The organism is Pseudomonas sp. TH08 (assembly GCF_016651275.1).
In the GTDB taxonomy this organism is placed as follows: domain Bacteria; phylum Pseudomonadota; class Gammaproteobacteria; order Pseudomonadales; family Pseudomonadaceae; genus Aquipseudomonas.
Map to the genome: position 1 here is coordinate 416,175 of NZ_JAEKEE010000002.1, position 24,782 is coordinate 440,956.

The 24,782-nt window shown below is 52.7% G+C and carries 23 protein-coding genes; 13 read left to right on the forward strand and 10 right to left on the reverse strand.

Annotated features, from left to right (window positions below; translation table 11 throughout):
* The first annotated feature begins 4 nt into the window (after positions 1-4).
* Positions 5-547, forward strand: a complete 543-nt coding sequence (locus JFT91_RS11570) for a leucine-rich repeat domain-containing protein (protein WP_201232442.1) — start codon at positions 5-7, stop codon at positions 545-547.
* A 24-nt stretch (positions 548-571) separates the two neighbouring features.
* Here JFT91_RS11570 and argR read toward each other — a convergent pair whose 3' ends face one another.
* From argR to acs, 7 genes are all read right to left on the reverse strand, one after another.
* Positions 572-1,552 (reverse strand): transcriptional regulator ArgR, encoded by a 981-nt coding sequence (gene argR / locus JFT91_RS11575; protein ID WP_201228160.1) that lies wholly within the window; start codon positions 1,550-1,552, stop codon positions 572-574.
* Between the two features lie 261 nt (positions 1,553-1,813).
* On the reverse strand, positions 1,814-2,578 hold the full coding sequence (locus JFT91_RS11580) for an ABC transporter ATP-binding protein (RefSeq protein ID WP_003227281.1): 765 nt from the start codon (positions 2,576-2,578) through the stop codon (positions 1,814-1,816).
* Between the two features lie 27 nt (positions 2,579-2,605).
* Entirely contained in the window at positions 2,606-3,718 is a 1,113-nt protein-coding gene (locus JFT91_RS11585; protein WP_201232443.1) for a M14 family metallopeptidase, read from the reverse strand.
* A gap of 1 nt (position 3,719) precedes the next feature.
* Positions 3,720-4,418 carry an ABC transporter permease gene (locus tag JFT91_RS11590; RefSeq protein WP_201228162.1) on the reverse strand — a complete coding sequence of 233 codons (699 nt, stop codon included), beginning with the start codon at positions 4,416-4,418 and terminating at the stop codon, positions 3,720-3,722.
* Positions 4,415-5,104, reverse strand: coding sequence for an ABC transporter permease (locus JFT91_RS11595; protein WP_201149067.1), 690 nt, complete (start codon positions 5,102-5,104; stop codon positions 4,415-4,417). Before JFT91_RS11595 ends, JFT91_RS11590 begins: the two co-directional genes overlap by 4 nt.
* A 91-nt stretch (positions 5,105-5,195) precedes the next feature.
* Positions 5,196-5,969 (reverse strand): L-arginine-binding protein AotJ, encoded by a 774-nt coding sequence (gene aotJ, locus JFT91_RS11600; RefSeq protein WP_201149068.1) that lies wholly within the window; start codon positions 5,967-5,969, stop codon positions 5,196-5,198.
* 725 nt (positions 5,970-6,694) lie between these two features.
* Positions 6,695-8,650, reverse strand: a complete 1,956-nt coding sequence (acs, locus tag JFT91_RS11605; protein ID WP_034153332.1) for an acetate--CoA ligase — start codon at positions 8,648-8,650, stop codon at positions 6,695-6,697.
* A 448-nt stretch (positions 8,651-9,098) separates the two neighbouring features.
* On the opposite strand from acs, the gene JFT91_RS11610 reads away from it, so the two are divergent.
* The 11 genes from JFT91_RS11610 (at position 9,099) to JFT91_RS11660 (ending at position 20,438) form a co-directional block, all read left to right on the forward strand.
* Positions 9,099-9,359, forward strand: coding sequence for a DUF2790 domain-containing protein (locus JFT91_RS11610; protein ID WP_096818120.1), 261 nt, complete (start codon positions 9,099-9,101; stop codon positions 9,357-9,359).
* A 564-nt stretch (positions 9,360-9,923) separates the two neighbouring features.
* Positions 9,924-11,174, forward strand: coding sequence for a ribonucleotide-diphosphate reductase subunit beta (locus tag JFT91_RS11615; RefSeq protein ID WP_122662771.1), 1,251 nt, complete (start codon positions 9,924-9,926; stop codon positions 11,172-11,174).
* Positions 11,175-11,365: 191 nt separating this feature from the next.
* The gene (locus tag JFT91_RS11620; RefSeq protein ID WP_201232444.1) at positions 11,366-12,127 is read left to right on the forward strand and encodes a protein kinase family protein; all 762 of its coding nucleotides are present in this window, start codon (positions 11,366-11,368) and stop codon (positions 12,125-12,127) included.
* A 239-nt stretch (positions 12,128-12,366) separates the two neighbouring features.
* Complete coding sequence (locus JFT91_RS11625) at positions 12,367-14,130, forward strand: AAA domain-containing protein (protein WP_201232445.1); 1,764 nt, start codon at positions 12,367-12,369, stop codon at positions 14,128-14,130.
* Positions 14,131-14,141: 11 nt separating this feature from the next.
* Positions 14,142-14,942, forward strand: a complete 801-nt coding sequence (locus JFT91_RS11630; RefSeq protein ID WP_201232446.1) for an AAA domain-containing protein — start codon at positions 14,142-14,144, stop codon at positions 14,940-14,942.
* Positions 14,939-15,787, forward strand: coding sequence for a hypothetical protein (locus tag JFT91_RS11635; protein ID WP_201232447.1), 849 nt, complete (start codon positions 14,939-14,941; stop codon positions 15,785-15,787). The genes JFT91_RS11630 and JFT91_RS11635 overlap by 4 nt, the downstream gene beginning before the upstream one ends.
* A 94-nt stretch (positions 15,788-15,881) precedes the next feature.
* Positions 15,882-16,478, forward strand: a complete 597-nt coding sequence (locus JFT91_RS11640; protein ID WP_201232448.1) for a phospholipase D-like domain-containing protein — start codon at positions 15,882-15,884, stop codon at positions 16,476-16,478.
* Between the two features lie 1,092 nt (positions 16,479-17,570).
* Positions 17,571-18,104, forward strand: a complete 534-nt coding sequence (locus JFT91_RS11645) for a BRO-N domain-containing protein (RefSeq protein WP_201232449.1) — start codon at positions 17,571-17,573, stop codon at positions 18,102-18,104.
* A 116-nt stretch (positions 18,105-18,220) separates the two neighbouring features.
* Positions 18,221-18,928, forward strand: a complete 708-nt coding sequence (locus tag JFT91_RS11650; RefSeq protein ID WP_201232450.1) for an HNH endonuclease — start codon at positions 18,221-18,223, stop codon at positions 18,926-18,928.
* Positions 18,929-19,061: 133 nt separating this feature from the next.
* The gene (locus tag JFT91_RS11655; protein ID WP_242489259.1) at positions 19,062-19,394 is read left to right on the forward strand and encodes a hypothetical protein; all 333 of its coding nucleotides are present in this window, start codon (positions 19,062-19,064) and stop codon (positions 19,392-19,394) included.
* Positions 19,395-19,451: 57 nt separating this feature from the next.
* The gene (locus JFT91_RS11660; RefSeq protein WP_201232451.1) at positions 19,452-20,438 is read left to right on the forward strand and encodes a hypothetical protein; all 987 of its coding nucleotides are present in this window, start codon (positions 19,452-19,454) and stop codon (positions 20,436-20,438) included.
* Between the two features lie 3 nt (positions 20,439-20,441).
* On the opposite strand, the gene JFT91_RS11665 is transcribed toward JFT91_RS11660, so the two are convergent.
* From JFT91_RS11665 to JFT91_RS11675, 3 genes are all read right to left on the reverse strand, one after another.
* Positions 20,442-21,638 (reverse strand): hypothetical protein, encoded by a 1,197-nt coding sequence (locus tag JFT91_RS11665; protein ID WP_201232452.1) that lies wholly within the window; start codon positions 21,636-21,638, stop codon positions 20,442-20,444.
* Between the two features lie 126 nt (positions 21,639-21,764).
* Positions 21,765-22,913, reverse strand: coding sequence for a hypothetical protein (locus JFT91_RS11670; RefSeq protein WP_201232453.1), 1,149 nt, complete (start codon positions 22,911-22,913; stop codon positions 21,765-21,767).
* A 90-nt stretch (positions 22,914-23,003) separates the two neighbouring features.
* Positions 23,004-23,819: a sulfite exporter TauE/SafE family protein gene (locus JFT91_RS11675; RefSeq protein ID WP_201232454.1), complete on the reverse strand. Its 816-nt coding sequence runs from the start codon at positions 23,817-23,819 to the stop codon at positions 23,004-23,006.
* Between the two features lie 112 nt (positions 23,820-23,931).
* Between JFT91_RS11675 and JFT91_RS11680 the strand changes: the two genes are divergently transcribed.
* Positions 23,932-24,699, forward strand: coding sequence for an AraC family transcriptional regulator (locus JFT91_RS11680; RefSeq protein ID WP_201228171.1), 768 nt, complete (start codon positions 23,932-23,934; stop codon positions 24,697-24,699).
* Positions 24,700-24,782: the final 83 nt, after the last annotated feature.

Sequence of the window (24,782 nt, forward strand, 5' to 3'; positions counted from 1 at the left end):
GAAAATGGGCGGCATTCAACTGAACAGCATCCCCGTCGAAGTGTTCGGCCTGGAAAAACTCACGCGGCTGAATCTGCCCGAATGCAACATCAGCCTGACGGAAGAAGCCGCGACCGCGCTGGGTGCCCTCGAAGATCTGCAAAACCTGAACTTGCGCAACAACCCCTTGGGACGGGCGCCAGACATTGATCGCATGAAGCAACTGAGTCATCTGGACTTGAGCAATACCGGACTCACCGAGACGTGGCCGGCGCTGTTCGAAAGGATCAGCCTTAGCCACGTCGATCTTTCCGACAACGCGATCAGCGAGTTGCCGCTCGAGCTTTTACGCGGCGACCATCGGCTGAGCGCCGACTTCAACTTCAGTGGTAATCCGTTATCGGAACTGGCGCGCCAACGGCTTGCCGACTATGCCCAAGTGCGGGAAGCCAGGCTGGATGCACCGCGACTGTGGCGCCAGCAAATTGCCGAGCTGGACGACGACTTCGATTCCTCATCGTCCATAGCATCTGATGAAGCGTCGGAATCGCTGCCCTCACTGGATTAACCACAACGGCCAGCCCGACGCGCCTCAACCGCGCTCAGGCGGTACTGAAGACAACTCGAATGGACTGCTGCTGCGCCGCTGGTTGCGATCTTCCCGCGGCGTGGCACCGAAGAAGTTGCGATAGGCGCTGGAGAAATGCGGCCCCGAGGAGAAGCCGCAAGACAAGCCGATCTGGATGATCGACTTGCTGGTTTGCATCAACATCTGCCGGGCCTTGTTCAGGCGCAACTCCAGGTAGTACTGGCTCGGCACACGATTGAGGTATTGCTTGAAGATCCGCTCCAACTGGCGACGCGACACGCAGACGTGCTGGGCGATTTCGTCGGTGGTCAGCGGTTCTTCGATGTTGGCTTCCATCAGCAACACCGCCTGGGTGAGCTTCGGATGGCTGGAGCCGAGACGGTTCTGCAACGGGATGCGCTGACGCTCACCACCTTCGCGGATGCGTTCGACCACCAGTTCTTCCGACACCGCGCCGGCCAGTTCCGCACCGTGATCGCGGGCGAGTACCGCCAGCAACAGATCGAGAACGGACATGCCGCCACACGCGGTCAGGCGATCACGGTCCCAGTCGAACAGATGGCTGGTGGCGATGACTTTCGGGAAGCGTTCGGCAAAATCGTCCTGCCAACGCCAGTGCACGGCCGCGCGATAGCCATCGAGCAAACCGAGTTGCGCCAACGGGTAGACACCGGCAGACAAACCGCCGATCACGCAACCGGCACGCACCAATTGCTTGAGTGCGCTGCTCAGTGGCGAGGCCAATGCGGTGGGTGGCTCATCGGCGAGCAGGAACAGTTTCTGGAAGTTTTCCAGCTTGCCGGCCCACGGCTCACCCGGCAGTTGCCAGGCGCCCTCGCCCGGTGCTTCGGCTTGCAGAAACGACAGTTCGTAAACCACGTCCGGGTGCACACGCTGAGCAACACGCAAGGCCTCCTCCGCCAGCGCCAGCGTCAACGCTTTAGTGCTGGGCCAAATCAGGAAACCAATTCGATGGGCAGTCATGGGCGGGCAATCCGAAACGAAGAACGGTGATGAAGGCAAGGGCCAATGCTAGCCCGGAAATGAACACAAATCATGAAACCAACCGAGATCCAGGCAGGGATCTAAATGTGGGAGCGAGCCTGCTCGCGAAAGCGGTGGATCAGTCGACACCTATGTCGGCTGTCACACCGCATTCGCGAGCAGGCTCGCTCCCACAGAGATCGTGGGTCGGCCTTCAGGCTGCGAATCATGCACTATTCCGGTGCATATCGGCAGTTCTGATTACTTGAGGCTGCCCGACAGGAACTGCTGCAGACGCTCAGATTGCGGATTCACCAGCACTTCGCGCGGGTTGCCGCTCTCTTCAACAACACCTTTGTGCAGGAACACCAACTGGTTCGACACTTCACGGGCAAAGCCCATTTCGTGGGTCACCACGACCATGGTGCGACCTTCCTGAGCCAGCGCTTGCATGACCTTCAACACGTCGCCCACCAGCTCCGGGTCGAGCGCCGAGGTGGGTTCGTCGAACAGCATCACTTCCGGTTCCATCGCCAGCGCACGGGCGATCGCTACACGCTGCTGCTCGCCACCGGACATATGCCCAGGGAAAGCGTCTTTGCGATGCGCCACGCCAACCTTGTTCAGGTAATGCTCGGCTTTCTCGCGGGCTTCAGCCTTGGACACACCCAGCACGTGCACCGGCGCTTCCATGATGTTTTCCAGCGCGGTCATGTGCGACCACAGGTTGAAATGCTGGAACACCATCGACAGGCGCGAACGCATGCGTTGCAGCTGCTTCGGATCGGCGGCTTTCAGCGCGCCGTCCTTGTTCGCGACCAGTTTCAGCTCTTCGTTGTTGAGCAGAATCTTGCCCGCGTGCGGCTGCTCAAGCAGGTTGATGCAGCGCAGGAAAGTACTTTTGCCGGAGCCACTGGAGCCGATGATGCTGATCACATCGCCAGCTGCCGCTTTCAGGGAAACACCCTTGAGCACTTCGTGACTGCCATAGCGTTTATGCAGGTCTTGGACTTCAAGTTTGTACATGCGGTCGGTTCTCACAAAAACAGTCAGTCAGTCGTTGAGCAAGCGCCCGTGACGCAGCGCTTCGCGCCCCGCCACCTTGGCCAGCCAGAAACCGGGTTGGGCATAGCGCAGCCGTTCAATGGCAAACAGCACCCCGGACGTACCAGCACACACCGTGCTGACCCGATCGGATAAAGGATCGATCACTTCGAAAATCTCGTCACCGGCCTCGACCCACTCGCCGGGTTTACGCAGAAAACTCACCACGCCTGGGTGCGGCGCGAACAGCAATTCGGTACCTTCGAACGGCATGCCTTCGCAGGCTTCGTGCGCCGGGTTCGGCCACTCGCCAGTGATCAGTCCCTGCTCGGCAAGGAACGCGAGAATGCCTTCAGCATAAGCCTCGGCTTCTACGCGGCCGGTGTCAGCCTGACCGCCCAGCTCAATCGTCGTCGCCAGGCACGCCAGCGGAATCTGCGCGTCCGGGAATTGACGCGACAGACGCAGCCACGGCAGCGAACAGGCTTCATCGAACGAGCTGCCGCCGGAATCTTCCGCGAGCAAACCCACCTTCACATTCAGATGCGCGGCCAGCGAACGCCACTGCGGCCAATGCTGCGGCAATGCATACATGTGCAGCGCGGCTTCGGCATCGCAATGCAGATCCAGCACCACATCGGCGGTGCAGGCATGGCTGAGCAATACGCGCTGCATGCCTTGCAACTGGCTGCTCGCAGGCGGCAACGCGGCCAAGTGATCCGCCATTGCCTGACGAATCAAACGCACATTGGCGTGCGGATCATCACCCAGGCGATCAGCCAGCGTTGCCGCAACCGGCGCGCTCAGCTCGACGAAATCACGGTTGAAATTCTTGCCGCTGCCCGCCTCGAAACGGCCCTGGAAGTTGCCTTGCAGCAATTGCCCAAGACCCAACGGATTGGCCACCGGCACCAGCTCGACGACACCGTTGAGTTGACCTTTGGCTTCGAGTTCGCCGAGGCGCTTTTTCAGCTCCCAAGCGGTGCGCATGCCCGGCAATTCGTCAGCGTGCAGACTGGCCTGAATATAGGCTTTGCGCTCGCCGTGACCAAAACGCAATACAGATATCTTGCGCTCGCTGCCCAGATGGCTCCACGGCAATACGTGGTCGATGCGTTCCATATCAGTGCTTCCGCGGCGCGAGGTAGCTCAACCAGCGACGCTCGGCCAGCTTGAACAGCTTGACCAGAATGAAGGTCAGGCACAGGTAGAACACGCCAGCGGTGATATACGCCTCGAACGGCAGATAGAACTGCGCGTTGACGGTACGCGCCGCGCCGGTGATATCGATCAAGGTCACGATGGACGCCAGACTGGTGGTCTGCAGCATCATGATCACTTCGTTGCTGTACTGCGGCAGCGCCCGGCGCAGCGCCGATGGCAGCAGGATGCGCTTGTACAGTTTGAAGCGCGACATGCCCATGGCCTTGGCCGCTTCGATCTCACCATTGGGCGTTGCCTTAAGGCTGCCGGCGATGATTTCAGCGGTGTAGGCGCTGGTGTTGACCGCAAAGGCCAGGCACGCACAGAACGTTGCGCTGGACAGCCACGGCCAGAGGAAGCTTTCGCGTACCGCTTCGAACTGGGCCAGACCGTAGTAGATCAGGAACAATTGCACCAGCATCGGCGTGCCGCGAATCACGTAGGTGTAAAGCCACGCCGCACCGTTGACGACCGGGTTCTTCGAGACGCGCATCAGCCCCAGCGGCAGCGCCCCCAGCAGACCGAAAAACAGCGACAGCGCGAGCAGTTTGAGGGTGGTCAGCAGGCCGCCGAGGTACAGCGGCATCGCCTCCCAAATGACGTTGTAGTCGAAGATCATAGATCAGCCGCCCTTACGCCTACCGAGTAGCGCTTCTCAAGTTGACGCAGGATCAGCAACGAAACGCTGGTGATCACCAGGTACATCGCCGCCACTGCGAGGAAGAAGGTAAAAGGCTCGCGGGTGGCATCTGCCGCCTGCTTGGCCTTGAACATCATGTCTTGCAGACCGACCACGGAAATCAGCGCGGTGGCCTTGGTCAGTACCAGCCAATTGTTGGTGAAGCCCGGAATCGCCAGGCGAATCATCTGCGGCACCATCACCCGGAAGAACACCTGAAAGCTGCTCATGCCGTACGCCATGCCCGCTTCAGCCTGACCTTTAGGGATCGCCATGAACGCGCCACGGAAGGTTTCCGACAGGTACGCCCCGAAGATGAAACCGAGGGTGCCGATACCGGCGGCCAGCGGATTCAGGTCGATGTAATCATTGAAGCCGAGCAGCGGTGCAACGCGGTTGAGCAAGTCCTGGCCGCCGTAGAAGATCAGCAGGATCAGAACCAGATCGGGAATCCCGCGGATTACCGTGGAATACAGATCGCCCAGCCACGCCAGCCAACGCACCGGCGACAGGCGCAGTGCAACACCGATCAGCCCGAGAACGATGGCCAGAGCCATGGACGACAAGGCGAGCTGAAGCGTCAGCCATGCGCCATCGAGGATGACAGCCCCGTAGCCTTTCAACATGATTCAGGTCCTCGAAAGTTGGGATGAAAAAATGGCGCAAACCGCAGAGATCCTGTTGCTTGCGCCATTTCGGACTTGTCGCAGAGACGTCTTACTTGCCGTAGATATCGAAGGCGAAGTACTTGTCCTGGATTGCTTTGTATTTGCCGTTTTCGCGGATGGCCGCGATGGCTGCGTTGATCTTGTCTTTCAGGGCGTCGCCCTTACGCACAGCGATACCTACGCCGTCGCCGAAGTATTTGACGTCGGTGAACTGTGGACCCACGAAGGCGAAGCCTTTGCCGGAATCGGTGTTCAGGAAGCCATCTTGCAACAAGGTGGCGTCGGCCACGGTGCCGTCGAGGCGACCGGCGGCGACGTCGAGGTAGATTTCGTTCTGCGAGCCGTATGGCTTGATCTCGGCGCCCAGTGGAGCCAGAACTTCGCGGGCGAAACGCTCGTGGATCGAACCACGTTGTACGCCGATGTTTTTGCCCTTCAGCTCAGCCAGGTTTTCGCTGACCTGAGTGCCGGCCTTCATGACCAGACGCGCCGGGGTGTTGTAGTACTTGTTGGTGAAGTCGACAGACTTCTTGCGGTCTTCAGTGATCGACATGGACGAGAGGATCGCGTCGATCTTGCGCACTTTCAGTGCCGGGATCAGACCGTCGAACTCTTGCTCGACCCACACACACTTGACCTGCATCTGCTCGCACAGAGCGTTGCCGATGTCGTAGTCGAAACCAACGATGCTGCCGTCCGGCGCTTTCGAGGCGAACGGAGGGTAAGCCGCTTCGATACCGATCTTCAGAGGTTTTTCGTCAGCGAAGGCATTCAGCGACAGCACGGACAGTGCCAGGGCGCCAAGCAGCACAAGTTTCTTCATCTTGGGACTCCATCGGTAAAGGGCAAAAACGGCAGAGTGAGCGACAGCCCAATATGCGAATGGGTGAATCGGGAAATCGGTTGCTGCATCGGTGGGACATTTCCCGTTGAACCCGGTAGAGGTTTCAACGTCAGCGACGATGAGCGAGTGATCGGCATTCTAACGACAGGCCCGAAGCCGATATTTCTTCAATGCGACAACTAATTACAGATGCACAGAGAAAGCGACTTTGGCGCATTGACAGTCTTGCAATTTCATGCAAGAGCGAAAGACAGTGAACCGATCTATGCTGCAAATTGCGGGCCTATTATTCGCAAACCCTTCTAATCCGGCAAGCGCAGCGTTGTGTCTTATTTTTCAGCGGGGTTTTGAAGGCTCTAAAACGGGGCGATGCGTTTCCCTTCGCCCCGGTTTGGCGCGAGCGGTTACACATTCGGTTACATGGAAAGCACGGGGTAACAGCGGGAAATGTCTTACGACGCAGATCGATAATTATTGGTTGGGTGGTTTCGGTTTCTGACAGTCGGCTACATCGGCGCCTTACAGATTGCTATCGCTGGCAAGCCAGCTCCCACAGGGATCGCATTTCTTCAGGTGGAATGCGATCCCTGTAGGAGTGAGCCTGCTCGCGATGAGGCCCATCCAGCCACTACAAAACCAACAGACACAAAAAAGCCCCGTCCGGCCTACACCGAACGGGGCTTTCCAGCACTTCAACCTGCTACTTAAGCAACATTCATGGTCTTGTGCGTATCAATCAAATGCTGCACCACACCCGGATCCGCCAGCGTCGAGATATCCCCCAACCCGTCATATTCCGCCGTAGCAATCTTGCGCAGAATGCGGCGCATGATCTTGCCCGAACGGGTTTTCGGCAGCCCCGGCGCCCACTGGATCACATCCGGCGAAGCAATCGGCCCGATCTCCTTGCGCACCCAGTTCTTCAACTCCAGACGCAACTGCTCGGTCGGCTCCTCGCCATTCTTCAACGTGACATAGACATATATGCCCTGCCCCTTGATGTCATGCGGCACCCCAACCACCGCCGCCTCAGCGACTTTCGGGTGAGCAACCATCGCGCTTTCGATCTCGGCCGTGCCCATACGATGGCCGGACACATTGAGCACGTCATCGACACGCCCGGTGATCCAGTAATAACCATCAGCATCACGACGCGCACCGTCACCGGTGAAGTACATGCCACGGAAGGTCTTGAAGTAGGTATCCACGAAACGATCGTGATCGCCATACAAGGTACGCGCCTGACCCGGCCACGAATCGAGAATCACCAGATTGCCCTCAGCCTCGCCCTCGATGATGTTACCGAGGTTGTCGACCAGCGCCGGCACCACACCGAAGAACGGACGTGCCGCCGAACCCGGCTTCAGCGCGTGAGCACCCGGCAGCGGGCTCATCATGTTGCCGCCAGTCTCGGTCTGCCACCAGGTATCAACGATCGGGCAACGCGACTTGCCGACATTCTTGTAGTACCAATCCCACGCTTCCGGGTTGATCGGCTCACCCACTGAACCGAGCAGACGCAAGCTGCTGCCATCGGCGCCTTCAACAGCCGCCTGACCCGAGGCCATCATCGCGCGGATCGCGGTCGGTGCGGTGTAGAGGATGTTGACCTTGTGCTTGTCGACGATCTTCGCCACCCGGGTGATGTCCGGATAGTTCGGCACGCCTTCGAACAGCAGCGTGGTCGCGCCATTGGCCAGCGGGCCGTAGACGATATAACTGTGGCCGGTGACCCAGCCGACGTCGGCGGTGCACCAGTAGACTTCGCCCGGACGGTAGTCGAACACGCGCTCGTGGGTCATCGCCGCGTACAGCAAGTAGCCGCCAGTGGTGTGCTGCACGCCCTTAGGCTTACCGGTCGAGCCGGAGGTATAAAGGATGAACAGCGCTTCTTCCGCGCCCATCTCTTTCGGCGCGCAGACGGTGCCCGCCACTTTCATCAGGTCTTCGTACCAGATGTCGCGATGCTGGTTCCACTTGATGTCGCCACCGGTGCGCTTGCAGACGATGACTTTCTGGATGCTGCTGGTTTCCGGGTTGGTCAGCGCGTCGTCGACGTTGGCCTTGAGGGAAATCTTCTTGCCGGCACGGATGCCTTCGTCAGCAGTGATCACCACTTTCGATTTGCAGTCGATGATGCGACCGGCCAGGGCTTCCGGCGAGAAACCGCCGAACACCACCGAGTGAATCGCGCCGATCCGGGTGCAGGCCAGCATGGCGACCACGGCTTCGGGAATCATCGGCATATAAATGGTTACCACGTCGCCACGGTGCACGTCCTGACCACGCAGGGCGTTGGCCAGTTTGCACACTTGCTCGTGCAGTTCGCGGTAAGTGATGTTGCGGCTTTCGGAAGGATCGTCACCTTCCCAGATGATTGCGACTTGATCGCCGCGCTCGGCCAGATGGCGGTCGAGGCAGTTGTAGGAAACGTTCAGGGTGCCGTCGGCAAACCATTTGATATCGACATGGTGATCGTCGAACGACGTCTGTTTCACCGTGGTGAAAGGCTTGATCCAGTCGAGACGCTGAGCTTGCTCGCGCCAGAAGCCGTCAGGGTTGACGACCGACTGTTGGTACATGGCTTTGTAGGTCGCCTCGTCAGTCAGCGTGTTAGCCAGAACCTCGGGACGAACGGGATACAGAGAAGCCGCACTCATCTTTCCTACCTCGGTGTAATAGTTGTTTTTGTATGACCCCGTTGTAGCCGGGCCGGCCCCATAGAACCATTCGACGATGGTAGTAACAAGCCCCTCCCCCACCATAGTCCCCGTGTAGGAGCTGCCGAAGGCTGCGATCTTTTGATCTTGCTTCTAAACATCCAGATCAAAAGATCGCAGCCTCCGGCAGCTCCTACATTGGGATTGGGGTGATTTCGGGGATTGTTACCAAATCTGCCAAAGGTGTTTATCAAAACCCGCTCTGTTTACCCCCGCCCCACCTCCCTAGAATTCACCTCGCCGACAAGGCAAACGCGATTAACAACGTTACAGCCCCCACGAAGGCCGTTAATCCAGCTCTCAAGTAATAACTGCAAACGATGAAGTTCCACACGCAACCCTAAAAAGGTTGCGTGACCCCACTCGACCTCAAAAAGGTAAATCTGAAATGAAAGCTTTATTGGTTCTGGCCCTCAGCAGTCTGTGCGCAACCGCCATGGCAGACGAGGTCCCGACTGATGTCGCACAGCAACAACCGGTGATCGAGGAATACACTTACTCCACCCACCTGGACATCGCCAACGTTGTATCGATGAGCGAAGTTCCAAATGTCTGCGAAGTTGTTCCAATGAAAATGGAATACGACGACTCCACAGGCCAGCGTCACATCCTGCGCTACAGCGTCATGGGTAACGGCTGCACCAATTGATGATTTGAGACTGCACCGAATTGGACCTCTCAGCGCTTCATTGAGGGTCGATTCCAGCCCGGCTTCGGTCGGGCTCAGTTGTGTCTGGAGTCGTGCAAAAGGGTTGCAAAACACAAGATATAGTGAAAAACGCGGTTTTTTGCTCAAATCTTGAGCAACCAAAGCCCGGCGAAAAAATTAATCAAAAAAAATTCTCAGAGACCAACATCGGCGAAAGCCCTGTAAACCCTCGCTCCGACTCAAATCCCCCTCCCGCTCGACCGCCCTGCGCGCTTTCGCCCTCCCCCACGAGCGCATTTTTTTCCCTATAATGCCGCCCTAATCGGGTCAGCAATATTCCCTTACAGGGATCAAAAGCCATTCTGAAGCCCCGCAGACGCGTTCAACGCGAACTGCGCCCGTCAGAGGCTCTCGGAAACCCGTACAAAATTCTGTTTGATGCCTGCGTTTAGCTGCTGCAAAGAACGATTCCTTTAGATCCAACGCGGTCTGTACGACCGTGTGAAAAACCAACCAATCAGGTTTCACACGGGCGACAGGCCCTCACGCAGGAGACGACACGTCATGCTGAGCTGGGACGAATTCGACAAAGAAGACAGTGAAGTAGCAACAGTGAAAGGCGCCAACGCCGGCCACGCTACTGAAGCCAACATGGACCGCCTCGACAACGCCGGCGGCGCCGCTGCGCTGGAAGCCCGCGCCGTGACCGCCGACGACTCGGCCGCTGTCGCCCGCGCCAAGGCTGCACTGAACTCCCTCGACGTCGCCGAAGGCCTCGCCGAACTCGAAGGCGCCTCCGCCCGTGTCGCCGTTGACGAAAAGCGCATGATCAACTGCCGCGCCGACCTCAACCAACTCGTGCCATTCAAGTACGACTGGGCCTGGCAGAAGTATCTGGACGGTTGCGCAAACCACTGGATGCCGCAAGAAGTCAACATGACCGCCGACATCGCCCTCTGGAAAGACCCGGAAGGCCTGACCGACGACGAACGCCGCATCGTCATGCGCAACCTCGGCTTCTTCTCCACCGCCGACTCCTTGGTTGCCAACAACCTGGTCCTGGCCGTGTACCGCCTGATCACCAACCCGGAATGCCGCCAGTACATCCTGCGCCAGGCGTTCGAAGAGGCGATCCACACCCACGCCTACCAGTACTGCATTGAATCGCTGGCCATGGATGAAGGCGAAATCTTCAACATGTACCACGAGATCCCATCGGTCGCGAAAAAAGCCGCCTGGGGCCTGAAATACACCCGCTCGATCTCCGATCCGAAGTTCGAAACCGGCACCCCGGACACCGACAAAGAACTGCTGCGCAACCTGATCGCCTACTACTGCGTTCTGGAAGGCATCTTCTTCTACTGCGGCTTCACCCAGATCCTCTCCATGGGCCGTCGCAACAAAATGACCGGCGTCGCCGAGCAGTTCCAATACATCCTGCGCGACGAATCCATGCACCTGAACTTCGGCATCGACGTGATCAACCAGATCAAAATCGAAAACCCACACCTGTGGGATGCTGAGATGAAGGAAGAAGCGACCCAGATGATTCTGCAGGGCACGCAGTTGGAGATCGAATACGCACGTGACACCATGCCTCGCGGCGTTTTGGGCATGAACGCGGCGATGATGGAGGATTACCTGAAGTTCATCGCTAACCGTCGTTTGAGCCAGATTGGTTTGAAGGAAGAGTATCCAGGGACGACTAACCCGTTCCCTTGGATGAGCGAGATTATGGACTTGAAGAAAGAGAAGAATTTCTTTGAGACGAGAGTGATTGAGTATCAGACTGGTGGTGCACTTAGCTGGGATTGATTTCTCGACAGACTGAAATTAAAACCCTGAGTTTGCTCAGGGTTTTTTTGCAAAAAATTTATGATTTTCACCAAGATCAAATATTCAAAAAGTAGTCTTCACACAACTCTCCGCCGCCTTAAAAAACTCCTTCTCCTCTAAATCTACCTGATTGATGATGGCGCAAAGCCATGCTATAACAAGCATCCCTTATGGATATTAGGGACACCTACCCAGCCAGAGGGCGCTTTTTTTACAGGGAGTCTACAAGTGGCCGAATTATTAAAGTTAGCAAAAAAAAATCATTCCTAAAAAATTACAACTTAAATAGCGGAACTATTCAGAAGGCTAATAAACAAAAAGGAATACCAAAAATAAAGGATGGAACAGACAACGATGGAAACTATGTAATTATAAAAATATGGGAGCGGGATAAATCATCAGACGACTCCGACCTTAGAGAGATATGGAGGAATGAACTTAGACAGCTTCATCGCCTAGCAGGATTTCCTGGGGCATCAGATTATATATCAGAGCCAAAAGAAACATACGAAGATGAAAATGGATTTTATATAGTTATCAGTCCAGGCCAAAAATCCTTTCTAGCAACTCATTTTAATGAAACAAGCAAAACCACTCCAAATGAGCAGGAACGAGTTACCTTCTGGTCAAACATAAAACGAGCTGCTCTTGGAATTAACATACTTCACTCCCAAGGGATGCTTCACAGGAAAGTTGACGACTGGGCAATACTAACTGAAGGACATTTAGACCAAGACGATTTTGAATTAACCGGCTTCGAATGGTCAATGCGACTTAGCTCAAAACTTTCACAAACGAATGAATCTGGAGCCTCTTACTCTTTCATCGATGACTGGAAAGGATTAGGTAACATCGCAGCAAAAGCGCTCAATATAGATATTAAAAAACTTACTAGCCGCAACACCCCCACTCGGAAGTATCTAGCACTCTAATTACTGAGGAAGTCCTCTTAATTAGAGAATTATTACAAATAAAACCCTCACCAAAAATAAGCCATGAGGATATCGATAAAAGCATCGGCGAAATCGAAGGAAAATTACTAGCTCGCCAGAACAGTGGTAACCAAAGACTTAAATTAGCATTTTCCATTGGCGAAAATGGAAAACTATCAAACCAAATTAACAAAATATCTGGCGGCATAATTGAAATAGAGTCAACCGACGAGCAACTATTGTTTCTAAAAAATGATTTAACCTCACCAAAGCTAATAATCAACGAAAACAACAATATCTTTATAATTGGTGAGCAACTAACATACTTCCTAAAGGATTATACATCCCCGTCAGATAAGTCAAAATCAAATTGGTCTATAGCCTACTGTGAAAAGATAGATTCACAGCGCCCCATAATCAGGGAGAACACCCTCACTATACCTCTAGGTTCAAACAACTTAGACTTTCTAAGCTTAACAAGAGCGCACAAAGAGTATTCAAAACCAAGATCAAGAATTCATACATGGCGAGCACTGATAAAAAAAACGCCATCAAGAAATAAAAAAACTGAAAAAACAAACCACATTCAGGAATTTTGGTTAATTCAAATAATTGAATATTTATTCTCCTTAGTAGACTTTCACCCAATAGAAATATCCGATCAAAAACAGACCGACAATGGTACAAATTTAATTACGATAACCTCTAGGATCGACGACAGACAAGAGTCGATACTAAAGCTTTTAGGCATAAAAGACCTTGCAATTGCAAGACTTGCGAACGAGTTAAATAGTGAGGAAAGGAAAACCAACTCAAACTGGAGAATAACCGATTCGTTCTACTTAGGAAAAAATCGTCAAAGCGATACACAATGGCACTACACAGGAGAGCTTAAAAACAATGTATTTACACTAACTGGAGACTCCGAAATATCTAAAGAAGGAGATTATTATCTGGTCCCCTCAGACCAAAAGGGAACTTACGCGCAATTTCTGCGACGAGCAAAAGCGCTCAAAGCACTTGCAGAGCATAATGAACTGCTGGAAATGCTTATAAATCCCAGAGCAAAAATAAAAAACAGTCACGATGACATCACTGAAGATCCACATTACGAACACTTAGACAAATCGAAACAAGAGACATTAAAAAAATTAATATCAACAATCCCACTTTTTCTAGTACAAGGCCCGCCAGGAGTAGGGAAAACAAAGCTAATCAAAGAACTAGTTAGACGACGTTACACCGAGGAACCAACTGATCGTTATCTTTTAACAGCACAGAGCAACAGCGCTACAGATCATCTCTTCGAACAAGTCACAGAAATTTTTAACAGCACAGAGGCTAAGCCTCTGACAATCCGTTGTGGAAAAAACGATAGCGACGAAGGCACGCCTGACCTGAGAAAGCAATCGGCAAAAATCATCAACAATATAAGATCTAGTAATATATTCAGAACTGCATCATTACACATCCAAGAGAAAATCAACACACTGCACTCGCACTACACCCCAAGCCCTGGAAAGCCTAATATACTATCTAAAAGTACTTCCTCCACAAGAACCTTTGAAGGGCTTTTGTTGAGATCGGCGAACTTCATATTCGCCACAACAAACTCTCCAGAACTCGAGCGTGTAATTGAGGAGCGGGGTCAATTCGATTGGACAATTGTTGAAGAAGCAGGCAAGGCAACAGGTGGCGAGCTAATTTCTCCTCTTTTACTTTCCTACCGGCGCTTAATGATAGGAGACCATAAGCAACTACCGCCATTCAACTCTGACAAAGTCAAAGAAGCACTACTAAGTAGCGACTCACTAAGAGAAGCTCTATTCCTTTCACGTTCAGTGATAAGTTCAGAGCTTTTAGACAACACTGCAAACGACTTATTCAACATACCCGAAACAACTGAAGAGCTAGATATAACACCAGGCGAAAACACGACAGAAGACAACTTCGCGGAAACCTGCAGAAAAAGCATTAGTAAACTTTTTTATTCGAACAACTGATCGAAGACGAATTGGACTTCCAACAGTTACACCCCAAATCTAAAGTCATCGCATCTCCACTTAACATTCAACATCGAATGCACCCAGACATTGCAAACATCGTATCCAAATGCTTTTATGATGGTGAATTAGAAACCTCCGAAGAAAGAATCGAATATTGCAACAAAAACAACTCTAGTGTAGTACTGAACCCCCTTCCGGTTTTTTTCCAGCCAGCAATTATTTGGATTGATATGCCATGGATTCAAAACACTTTAGGCATGCAAACAGGGGAGGAAATGCCTAGATATACAAACAAAGACGAGATTGATGCAATTGAAATAATAATCAACAACCTTCAAAGAACTCAAGACACTAAATCTTCTTTAGCAATCCTTTCACCTTATCGCCGGCAAGTAAAAAAAATTAAAGAACATCTTGAATCAAAAGTTGAATTAATGTCACATCTTGAAGATACATTTTCAATCCAGGCCGACTCTGCGCCTTGCCACACGGTTGACTCTTTCCAGGGAAATGAAGCTGACACCGTGATAATCTCCCTAGTTCGAAACAATAACGCACCAAACATAAAATCTTCACTTGGCTTTCTGACGGATGCAAGAAGAACAAATGTATTACTAAGTAGAGCGCGAAGTAAATTAATCATCATAGGCAGTCTCGACTTTCTTGAGTCTAATTTCTCTCAAGCAAGAAATGAGGATGACAAAGAAAAAATCGAACCTATAAAGAAACTCGTAAATCTCATACGCGCATCCGACAATAAAACATCCGCAATAATAAATTACAAAACAATTCGAGGCTGGAGCAAATGAAAGCTATAAAAATCGCAATTCCAGCAATCAAAAACCGATCACGAATCCATTTTGACAAAGGACGTCAATGGAGTGAAATAGAACACTTAATGCTTGAAGCATTATCTCATCGAGAATATACCGTAGCTGAATTTGAAAATGATGCCCACATTCCAAAAAGCGTTATCATAGAATGCTTAGCCCGATTGATGAGAGCTGGTTGGATTGAGATTACAAAGTCACATCCAAACATAAAATTTTCCGCGACGGTAGTCGGTAGTGCGGCCGCTGACCGCGCCGACCTTCCTAGTTCAGTAAGAAGATTAAATAAAAATATTAATTTCGTCATTGATGAAATTTCAGGAACAACTTTTAAAAATCACGAAATCCAGTTTTATGATCATGGCCGAATGAAAAACAATGCTGGCATCATTCGATTAAAAAAACCAGAAGACACTCCTTTATACGATCAAGAAGAATTAGCCTCAATGTTTCTTCAAGACGATGAAAAGCTTATAGGCATAGATAGCATAATAAGCAGACCCTTTAGTGGCTACGCTGTATTTACAGTAATCAATGGAAAAATTGAAAATCAACCTTCCTCAATGCCGAAAGAACTTGAAACCTGCATTATTAACGCCGCAACAAGCTTTGCATCACGGACTGAAAGCTCCGATACGCCTCTAATCGCCGATAGTTCCTATGCCCCCCACCAGCTAACTCGCCAAAATCATACAACATCAGCTTTTCCAATTCAGATCTTTTGTCGGGAGCTGAAAGTCATCGAGACTATCTTACTTCTGTATTCAAAAAATCCTCATCGATCATTTTTATACATTCGACGTTTATTAGATACGAATGCGTAAAAATACTACTGCCTGAAATTAAAAATGCATCTGCCAGGGGGTAAAAACCTTCATTTACTGGGGACAGGAAGAGTCATCTGATTGCTCGACGTTAATGGCACTGGATGAAATCAGGAAATCATTAGAACTGGAAGATATAAGTGAGTCAGTATACATATCATCTAGATCGACAGGATCACACGCAAAAATAATAATTTCAGACTCTGGTCACGACGGTAGTTTTGTCTCAGCAATTGGTTCTTGCAACTGGCTATCCTCTCCATTCAGAAGCTTTGAAGCAACGGCACTTATTAAAGATGCAACCGCAAACAAATATGCCGTTAGCATTTTCATGAAGCTAATAAGAAATCTACACTGGGATGCCAACATCAATGAACTCCTAAGAATCTCAGCAAACCTTAGTGATAAAGAACCTCCCAAACACAGGCAACAAAATGCAAAACTATCTTTCATAACAGGCTCCCAACATGCCGCGCTTATATTGAAGATTCGCGACAGTCTAAAAACCGACTTGCTTATCACAAGCAACAAACTTAGCGCCGCTTCAAAACCAACAATCATAACCCCTATTACTGCCGCGCTACAAAAAAATCCAAATATATGTATAAACCTTCTATATGGAATGACTAGCGGTGGATTTTCCAAAAAGAAGGCCTCCAGATGGGAATGGACCTTTCCAACATCGGATTAAGCTTAACTCCTGTAAACAAACCAGGACTTCATGCAAAAATAATAAGCTGGGATTCTGACAACTTAGTTATTTCTAGCTTAAACTGGCTTTCCACAACCGAAATCCATGAAAACTCTCTTCACGAGATAGGTGTTCTCATCGAAAGTGAGAATATAGGAAAACATTTTAGTGACATAGTCCTGAATTACCAAGGCTCTTTGGTTTAGCAGGCCATTCAATCCAACGTATCGCTTCCGTTGCATTTATCCATGCATGAATACTCCAACTCATTCATGCATGGATTTCCCGCCCCTCATAGATCCGAATTACAACTCACCAACTGACTCTAAACTCTGTAACTCCAAATCCCTTCCGAAATAATCACCAAATGGCATGCCCCGAAGAAAAAAGTCTACTTCTAGCCTCGTCCCCCTTCAAAACCCATCGATGGCTTCGCTCTTCTCCTCAAAATGGAAATAACGCTCGCGGTATTTCACTACGGACTGTTCCGCGCGCCTCAACTAATCTCGATATCTAGCGCTTATGCTGATGTTTGCTTGAATAAACTCGCGGCACCACTCCTCGCGGCGTTTTTGGTATGAGTTCTGCAATATTTAAAGGCTACCTGAAGCTCAATAGCTTACCGTCTTTTTAGTTTGGTTTGAAACTACTTTTAACAGTGAAGCTAGGGACTTAGAAAACATAAATTCTCTCTAAGACTTGAGCCATTGAGTATCAGGCGGACAGGCCTTGAGTTCGGACTAATAGTCTCGCTCGGCACGATTTGACGATTGCTGTCTGAGTCGGCGAGTCGAGAAAGCAAAAAGCCCCGATCTGATCGGGGCTTTTTTATGGGCGATTGGTAATCCTTTTTACGCCTACGTCACAGCGTTCCATCTCCTACAGCACTTACAGTCGCTTCCCATTGAAGCCCGCTACGAGCACTACTAAGCTCCATCGCAGGTGCCTAAGAAACGCCCAACGTAGAAAGCTTGGTCAGTGACACAGACGTGTAATTCGTCGGTGGCAACTGCTCTGCTCGTTGGGATTTCTTAAATCCGCTCTACGTTGGGGTCAGGCCCTCCCAAAATCTATAACGTAGAGGTCATATATATGTCTGATCCATGCTCGGTAACCGTCTTCTCTCGCCACAATCTTTCTCTGCATGCCCTTCTACTCGAAAACCAGACATGGTTCTCCGCCCGCGATGTCGGCCGTTTGATGGGTTTCCATCTGAATGATCGGGTAGTCAACAAGCTAGATAGCGATCAGCGCCGCGTCATGTGGATTAAGCATTTTGGGGAACCAGAACAGCATTTGATGCTGAGTGAGTCCGGTGTGTATGCGCTGTTGGTGTATCACTATGTACCGGGGAATCGGGTGTTGCGTGAGTGGCTAACCAATGAGGTAGTACCGACCTTGCGCGATGCGGAGGATTCGGGAGACTCAAATCGGCCAATGTTGAGTTTGTTGGATTGGCCGGAGATGTCTTTGAGTTTGCTGCATTGGCAGGATGAGGGCTGGATTCGGCTAAGGGATATGCCTTATCTGTTGAGCGATCAGACACCACGAAAAGCGATGGCGGCGAAGCCTTGGTGGCGGAGGCTCGCTCACGCGTTTCAGTCGTCGAAGCATTCGATGGGGTAAGCGATGCGCTTGTAGGATCATATGCGAGATCCGTCGCTATTTTTTGTAGGAATTTTCGTAGACAGCAGTAATGGCCACTCAGTATCGTCCGAGGGTTTTCAACCCTCGGCGATTTTATGGATACGGAAAAGGAAAACAGTGGCTGGACGGATGAGGAGCTTGAAGCTTCGGTTGATGGCTATCTCGATATTCAGGCTCGCTACCCAAATGATCAAAAATTTAATAAGTCCTTGGAGCACAGGCGTCTGCTGAACGGCGTGCTCGCCGGGCGAAACACCAAGTCGATTGACTATCGACTGCAGAACATTACCGCTCTGTTCGAAGATCTTGGGCTGAAAACGATCTCTAGCTACAAACCAAAGGTGAATCTCGGTTCAGGGATCACTGCGCGCCTGATCAAAATCCTAGGATCGAAAGGCCTCATTACACTGGATTCCGGTACACCTTCCACGCAAGAAGAATCATCACTTCGAAATGTACAACGACAACGTGATTTCGTGAGTGAGCCAGAGGGTGTGCAGATACCTCAGCAAATCGTCAGGACAACCAAAACCTACGCCCGCATATCCAAAGTCAAAGATTGGATTCTGTTCAACGCCAAGGGTGTCTGTGAGGGATGTGGAGAACCAGGTCCGTTTGAAATGAATGGAGAACCTTACCTTGAGGTTCACCACGTAAAGCATTTGGCGGACAACGGGACGGACTTTAAAACCAACACCGTAGCGTTGTGCCCCAACTGTCACCAACGTTGCCACCATTCGGACGACAGAGCGGAATTCACTGCTTGGCTTTATGACAACGTTGGAAGACTCGAAAAGGAATAATTGCAGTTTGTCTGGCTAACCTCATTTGCTGGATTTGGGGCAGCTTCGCTGCCCAACGGGAGCAAGCTCCCTCGCCACAATTTTGTGTGCTGAACAACGCTTACGGTGCTCGAGAGCGCTCTCGAGCACACACATGGACGAACATCACATGCCACCAGCCAACTCCATCAAATCAGGTCCATCACGACTCTTAGTCGTCTCATTCCTCATCGTATTTTTCGGCCTGCTCATGATGACCCTGCGCATCGCCCAAAAAAACGAAATCATGGCCATCGGTGCCGTCTGGGTGGCCAACGCTTTGACGATGGTGCTGCATGTCTTTTACTGGAAGCGTTATGGCCTGGCCGTCGGCTTTAAAATTGCGGTTGTGATTCAAATCGTCATTACGATTCTGCCCTTCTTGTTTGGCAATCTCGGTTTTATGGCTGTTATGTTGATGCTGGGTGGCGAGATCCGTTACTGGTAACCCGCGCCACCTCCCGCTATTAATACCCCTCCCCCACTCAAGGATCCGAGCCCCGCCATGAAATTCGATCTCGCCTACTGCCTCAGCCTCGACGACAAGTTGTCGATCTATGATGTTCGCGATCTCAATTTCGATGAGACGGTGGCCTTCGACTCTGCGAAGGAACACTTCCAGTGCCCCAACGATGCCTGTCGTTCGGCGTTCGAGGCATCCAATGAGTTGGGCACGTTCAACGCCAAGAACGTGAATTACGTTCGCACGCCGCACTTCAAGAATCTGCCGACTACGCAGCATGTGGCGGGTTGTGCCTATGTGAGTTTGAAGGCTTCAGCGTCTGGCGTTGAGACGGCGGATGGCGAGGTTGATGACGGGAAAGAGGAACACTTCCCATCGGAGTTGCTACTGACCCGGCGTGAGTATGTGCGCAAGCCTGTCGCGCCAGCGGGGGCGGCGGATGTGTTGCGCGATGATCCGGTGCGGGTGGCGGCGGACAGTGGTAAGGAGTCGGCGAGTCGTGAGTCGGCGCCGGACAAGACCAGTGTGTTTGCGCATCCGGTGGAGTGTTTTGTGTCCAACTTCGCCGACAAGGAGTTGCTCAAGCGGATGCCGTTGAAGGTCGGTGAGCATTCGGCGCCGTACAGTTCGTTCTTCAAGAAGATCGAGTATCTGACGGACAACAAGGGGCTGATTTACTGGGGGCGGATCAAGAAGATCGAGGACTTCCACAGTGCCAGTTTTCGTATCGATTTCGAGGACAAGGTCTGGTTCAAGAAGCCGGAAGACAGCAAGAAGAAGCCGTATCCGGTCAGCGTTTATCTGAACAAGAAGCTGATCGACAACTACCGCAAGCGCAAGGCGTTTCTGGAAGAGATCAAGCACGCGGTGGATAGCGACAAGGCGTTGTTCTGTTTCTTCTATGGGGTGACGCCGGAGTTGAAGCAGGTGCCTGGCAAGAAGAACCCCGAAAAGCCTTTCGAGGTCTTCAATGCCAATATCGAGAACCTGGATCACTTCATTATTCGTGAAGCGCCGGGTCTGGAGTGACGGTTAGCCCTGGGGCAGTTGCAGTTTGACGGCGCCGGGGTGTTGTTTGACGAGTGAGTACGGCAGGATCGACCAGTCGGGCGAATCGCAGGCTCGCTCTACGCGGGCGAAATATGCGCCCAAGTACAAACCTTTTTCTGTGAAGTGCCAATTGGAATAGCTCCAGTTGTCTTCATTGGTGAAGTCACAACTGTCCTCGTCGCCCTCTGCCGGTTTCTTCATTTCATCCGGGTACAGCGCGGTGAGTTGTTTGATCAGCCACGGCATAAATACTTCACGTTGGTACTTGGAGCGTGCTGCATCTTCGGCCTCGGTCAACGGCTGGTCACCGCCTCTGTATCGGTCGGCGTGAAGGATTGGTTGGCCCTCGCCCACCCAAAGCACGTCTTCGAGCGACAACGGATGGCCGGTTTTCACATCGATGTTCAGCGGCGAATCGCCGAAGTCCGGGTGTGCGCCGCCGCAGTCGTAGCTGGTGGAAATGTTCAGGCTGATGACACTGGGCGAGATAAACGTCGGGGTGACGTCCTGGAGGAATTCGGCATAACCGCGGCCGCGCAACTGGCAACCGTAGTAACTGATAGCCTCGTCCCACAAGCGGCCGAGCAACTGCTGGTTAACACGTTGCAGATCTTCTTTTGGCATCCCTGATTCGATGCTGAACATGGTCATCTTGGTGTCAGGCTCTTCCCACCATTGCAGGGTGTAGCCCATGAAGTCCTGCTTTTTACCGGTTTTGAGTTTCAGGCCCTGAAGCCGCAGATATTCGTAAGGCTCGGTCTTGGGCAACTTGACGATGTACGGCAATGCATTCGTTGGCACTTCGGGAAGTGGCGTATCGGTGACCAGTACGGGCAGCTTTTTGCCTTTCGGATTTTGCCATTCGCCCTTCCAACCGCCATCTATCTGTTGCAGTTTCAGCGTCGGTAACGGTTTGCCCGGTTCCATACGATCGCTGCCCTCTGTGAGCAGCAAGACGTCATTTTTATAGGTGCCGTTAAGCTCTAGGTCGCGGTGAAATTTCTCATAGAAGTAGCGACCGGTAACTTGCTCCGGGTCGCTGGTATCGACTTCGAAGACGATCGGCATTTTGCCCAACGTGCCGGTGAACACCAGTCGGTTATCTTCGGCGTGCGCGGTGGACAGCATTGAGAACAGCACAGCGGCACACGGCGCCAGGCGCATCAGTCCCTTGACCATTGATCGTTCCTTGAAAGAGGCGGAGGCCACGCCGGCAGTTGAGGGTCAGCGCAGGTAAATTCGGTGCGGATTATGGCGGGGTTGTGCCCGCTAATCGAGAATCTGCCTTCGAAAGTTGAAGTCGTCTCACGGCAATTGCAGTGCAACACCGCCCGGATGTTGTTTGACGATGTTGTACGGCAGAACGCCCCAGTCTACGAATCCGCAGACCGCTGCGACATGCGCAAATGATGGCTCGATCTTGATGCCCTGTCCCGTGAAGTGCCAACCCGGATAATGCCAGGGATAATCCTCGTCGTAGCCGCAATCGTTTTCACCCTCGGCGGTGACGGTCATTTCGGTTGGGTAGAGTTTCAGCAACTGTGCGACCAACCAGGGTGCCAGTTCAGTGGTGCGGTAGTTCGACCACGCTGTCGAAGAGCCGGGGGATTCTGCGGCGAACTCTTCATATTCCTCGTAGTGCAATGGTTTGCCCTGCCCCACCCACATAACATCATCCAGGGTCAGAAGTTTGCCTGTCTTGGTATCGATGTTGAGCGCGTCGTGGCTTTGATCCGGATAGGCGCCACCGCAGTAATAGTCCGATGAAATCCGCACACTCATCACGGTGGACGACATCCACAGTGGCTGGCTCCACTGCGCGTAACTTCCGGAACAGCCATAAGAAGACAACACTTCGCCCCACAAACGCGCCATCAATTTTTGGTTGATACGACGACGTTCTTCGAGGGAGTAACCGGACACCACTTCAAACAGGGAAGTGTCTGTCTTCGGCTCGGTCCACCACTGCAGCGTGTAGCCCATGAAGGTGTCGGTCTTGCCTTTTTTAAGTGTGACGCCTTGCAGCCGCAGATATTCGTAAGGGTACTTATCGTGAAGTGTGGTGAAAAAGGGCAAGGCATCGGCGGGTACTTCGGGGATGACGGCTGGCTCTAACTCGATCTTCAGGGTTTTACCGGCAGTACTTGTCCACTCGCCACTCCAACCATTGGTTGTTGGCTGCAGACGAAGGGTCGGGCGCGAGTCTTCCATTCGCGAACCTTCTTCCAGCACCAGTGTTTCCCCGTCCAGGGCACCGTCGAGTGGCAGATCCTTGCGGTACTTCTTATAGAAGTAACGACCTTCTCCAGTGCGAGGATTTATTTCGAGGACGATAGCCGCTTTGCCCAAGGTGCCGGTGTACACCTGCGCGCCGTTATCGGCCCGAGTTGCCGTCGAGACAAACAACCCCGTCAGTAAGAGAGCAGCGAAAAGGCGTATCAGTCCTCGGAACATCACTTCATCCTTGAATAAACGAGCAACTGCCCGCGAAAAGTAGCCGTGGATTATGTCGACGTTGCGCGGGGGAATCGAGCGCCTTCGCTTTCAGCTTAAGCACATGCTGATCATCACCATCAGCAACAACCCGATGTACACACGCGCATGCACCCGATCCGGAATCCGACCGATCCACGGCGTGGCCAGTCGAATCCCCAGCATCGATCCCACCGTCAGCAGCGCAAACGCCAGCAAATCCACATACCCGACAAACCACGCGCCCAACTCGGCCTGACTGAACCTGGCAAGCGCCATGTACGTCAGCGTTCCAGCCAACGCCACTGGCACGCTCAGCGGATTGGCCATGGACGTCGCTTGCGACATGCTCAAGCCACAACGGCGCAACAGCGGCACGGTCATGACGCTTCCTCCTACGCCGAGAAACGTCGCGATGGCGCCAATGCCTACACCGCCGCCAGACGTTTCCACGGCGCCCAGTCGCCGAGGGATTACGCCTTCGACCTGGGTGAGAAACCCGCGTCTGAGCACGCAGTCGACAATGGTCACGCCGAGGTAGGCTATGAACGCGTAGCGAATCACCTCGCCACTGACCCACACCGCCGCTATCGCGCCGACCACTGAGCCCACTGCAATAAACCCACCCAACGGCCACAGGTACTGCCGGAGGAGATTGCCGGCGCGGCGATGTTTGTCGGTAGCGATCAGCGCGTTGACGATCATTACGCAGGTCGAGGTGGCGACAGCAATGTGCATCGCCGATTGGCCGATCGGGTCGTCGGCGCCGTGGCTGGCGGTGAGCAGGCGATAGAGCAGCGGCACGACGACGAAGCCGCCGCCGAAGCCGAACAGCACAGCGGTGATGCCGGTCAGGCAACCGAAGCATGTGAGCAAGAGGTACAACATTTCGCGGCGTCCTTAACGGGGAGGCTCACGAAGATAGTGCGGCATGGCTTGGCCTGCTTCAGCAAGTCAGCCAATAATGTTTGCGTTTACGCCAACCGTTGGAAATCGCTCGATGCGCAATGTTTCGATCAATCTACTGGATGACACGCCGCGCGCAGTGGTAGCGATCGGTACGGATTATTCCTACGGTCATCTGCTACCGCGTCATACGCATCGACGGGCGCAATTGCTTTACGGCGCGACCGGGGTGATGCAGGTCAGCACCCATGACGGCAACTGGGTGGTGCCGCCGCAGCGGGCGGTGTGGATTCCGCCGGGCGTCGCGCATGAGGTGTTGATGCTCGGGGTGAGCACGCGCAGCGTGTACATCGAACCGGGTGCGGTGGAGTTGGGCGAACGTTGCCAGGTGATCAATGTGTCGCCACTGCTGCGGCATTTGTTGCTGGAGGCGGTGGAGTTGCCGTTGGCTTACGACGAGGCGGGCCGCGATGGTGTGTTGATCGATTTGCTCCTGCATGAACTGGCGCGCAGTGCGCCCCTGCCTTTGCACATTCCACTGCCGGCTGACGGAAAACTGCTCGCGCTCTGTCAGAGTTTTCTGCATCAACCCAATGCGCATCAAACACCGCAAGAGTGGGCGGATCAGTTGCACGTAAGCTTGCGCACCTTCAATCGACTCTTCCGCCAACAGACCGGGCTGAATTTCAGCCAGTGGCGCCAGCGCGCCTGCGTGGTACTCGCGCTGGCACGGCTGGCAGCGGGCGAAGCCGTGACGCGGATCGCGCTGGACTTCGGTTATGAGAGCCCAGCGGCGTTCTCGACGATGTTTCGGCGAGTGTTGGGGCAGGCACCGTCCGTCTGGTTGGAGCCGCCAAATTAGGGCAAATCAAAAAATGCGTTTGATCCCGGTCGAAAACAACTGTACAAAAACACAGTACATTTTCCATCAGCACTCTTGAGCCC

Bases quoted from the DNA above. Each gene is read 5' to 3' on its own strand.
- argR (WP_201228160.1), bottom strand. From the start codon at position 1,552: ATGACTGCCCATCGAATTGGTTTCCTGATTTGGCCCAGCACTAAAGCG.
- JFT91_RS11650 (WP_201232450.1), top strand. From the start codon at position 18,221: ATGGATACGGAAAAGGAAAACAGTGGCTGGACGGATGAGGAGCTTGAA.
- JFT91_RS11590 (WP_201228162.1), bottom strand. From the start codon at position 4,418: ATGATCTTCGACTACAACGTCATTTGGGAGGCGATGCCGCTGTACCTC.
- JFT91_RS11680 (WP_201228171.1), top strand. From the start codon at position 23,932: ATGCGCAATGTTTCGATCAATCTACTGGATGACACGCCGCGCGCAGTG.
- JFT91_RS11645 (WP_201232449.1), top strand. From the start codon at position 17,571: ATGTCTGATCCATGCTCGGTAACCGTCTTCTCTCGCCACAATCTTTCT.
- JFT91_RS11675 (WP_201232454.1), bottom strand. From the start codon at position 23,819: ATGTTGTACCTCTTGCTCACATGCTTCGGTTGCCTGACCGGCATCACC.
- JFT91_RS11660 (WP_201232451.1), top strand. From the start codon at position 19,452: ATGAAATTCGATCTCGCCTACTGCCTCAGCCTCGACGACAAGTTGTCG.
- JFT91_RS11585 (WP_201232443.1), bottom strand. From the start codon at position 3,718: ATGGAACGCATCGACCACGTATTGCCGTGGAGCCATCTGGGCAGCGAG.
- JFT91_RS11670 (WP_201232453.1), bottom strand. From the start codon at position 22,913: ATGTTCCGAGGACTGATACGCCTTTTCGCTGCTCTCTTACTGACGGGG.
- JFT91_RS11640 (WP_201232448.1), top strand. From the start codon at position 15,882: ATGGCACTGGATGAAATCAGGAAATCATTAGAACTGGAAGATATAAGT.
- aotJ (WP_201149068.1), bottom strand. From the start codon at position 5,969: ATGAAGAAACTTGTGCTGCTTGGCGCCCTGGCACTGTCCGTGCTGTCG.
- JFT91_RS11615 (WP_122662771.1), top strand. From the start codon at position 9,924: ATGCTGAGCTGGGACGAATTCGACAAAGAAGACAGTGAAGTAGCAACA.
- JFT91_RS11635 (WP_201232447.1), top strand. From the start codon at position 14,939: ATGAAAGCTATAAAAATCGCAATTCCAGCAATCAAAAACCGATCACGA.
- JFT91_RS11620 (WP_201232444.1), top strand. From the start codon at position 11,366: ATGGATATTAGGGACACCTACCCAGCCAGAGGGCGCTTTTTTTACAGG.
- JFT91_RS11570 (WP_201232442.1), top strand. From the start codon at position 5: ATGGGCGGCATTCAACTGAACAGCATCCCCGTCGAAGTGTTCGGCCTG.
- JFT91_RS11610 (WP_096818120.1), top strand. From the start codon at position 9,099: ATGAAAGCTTTATTGGTTCTGGCCCTCAGCAGTCTGTGCGCAACCGCC.
- JFT91_RS11580 (WP_003227281.1), bottom strand. From the start codon at position 2,578: ATGTACAAACTTGAAGTCCAAGACCTGCATAAACGCTATGGCAGTCAC.
- acs (WP_034153332.1), bottom strand. From the start codon at position 8,650: ATGAGTGCGGCTTCTCTGTATCCCGTTCGTCCCGAGGTTCTGGCTAAC.
- JFT91_RS11595 (WP_201149067.1), bottom strand. From the start codon at position 5,104: ATGTTGAAAGGCTACGGGGCTGTCATCCTCGATGGCGCATGGCTGACG.
- JFT91_RS11665 (WP_201232452.1), bottom strand. From the start codon at position 21,638: ATGGTCAAGGGACTGATGCGCCTGGCGCCGTGTGCCGCTGTGCTGTTC.
- JFT91_RS11655 (WP_242489259.1), top strand. From the start codon at position 19,062: ATGGACGAACATCACATGCCACCAGCCAACTCCATCAAATCAGGTCCA.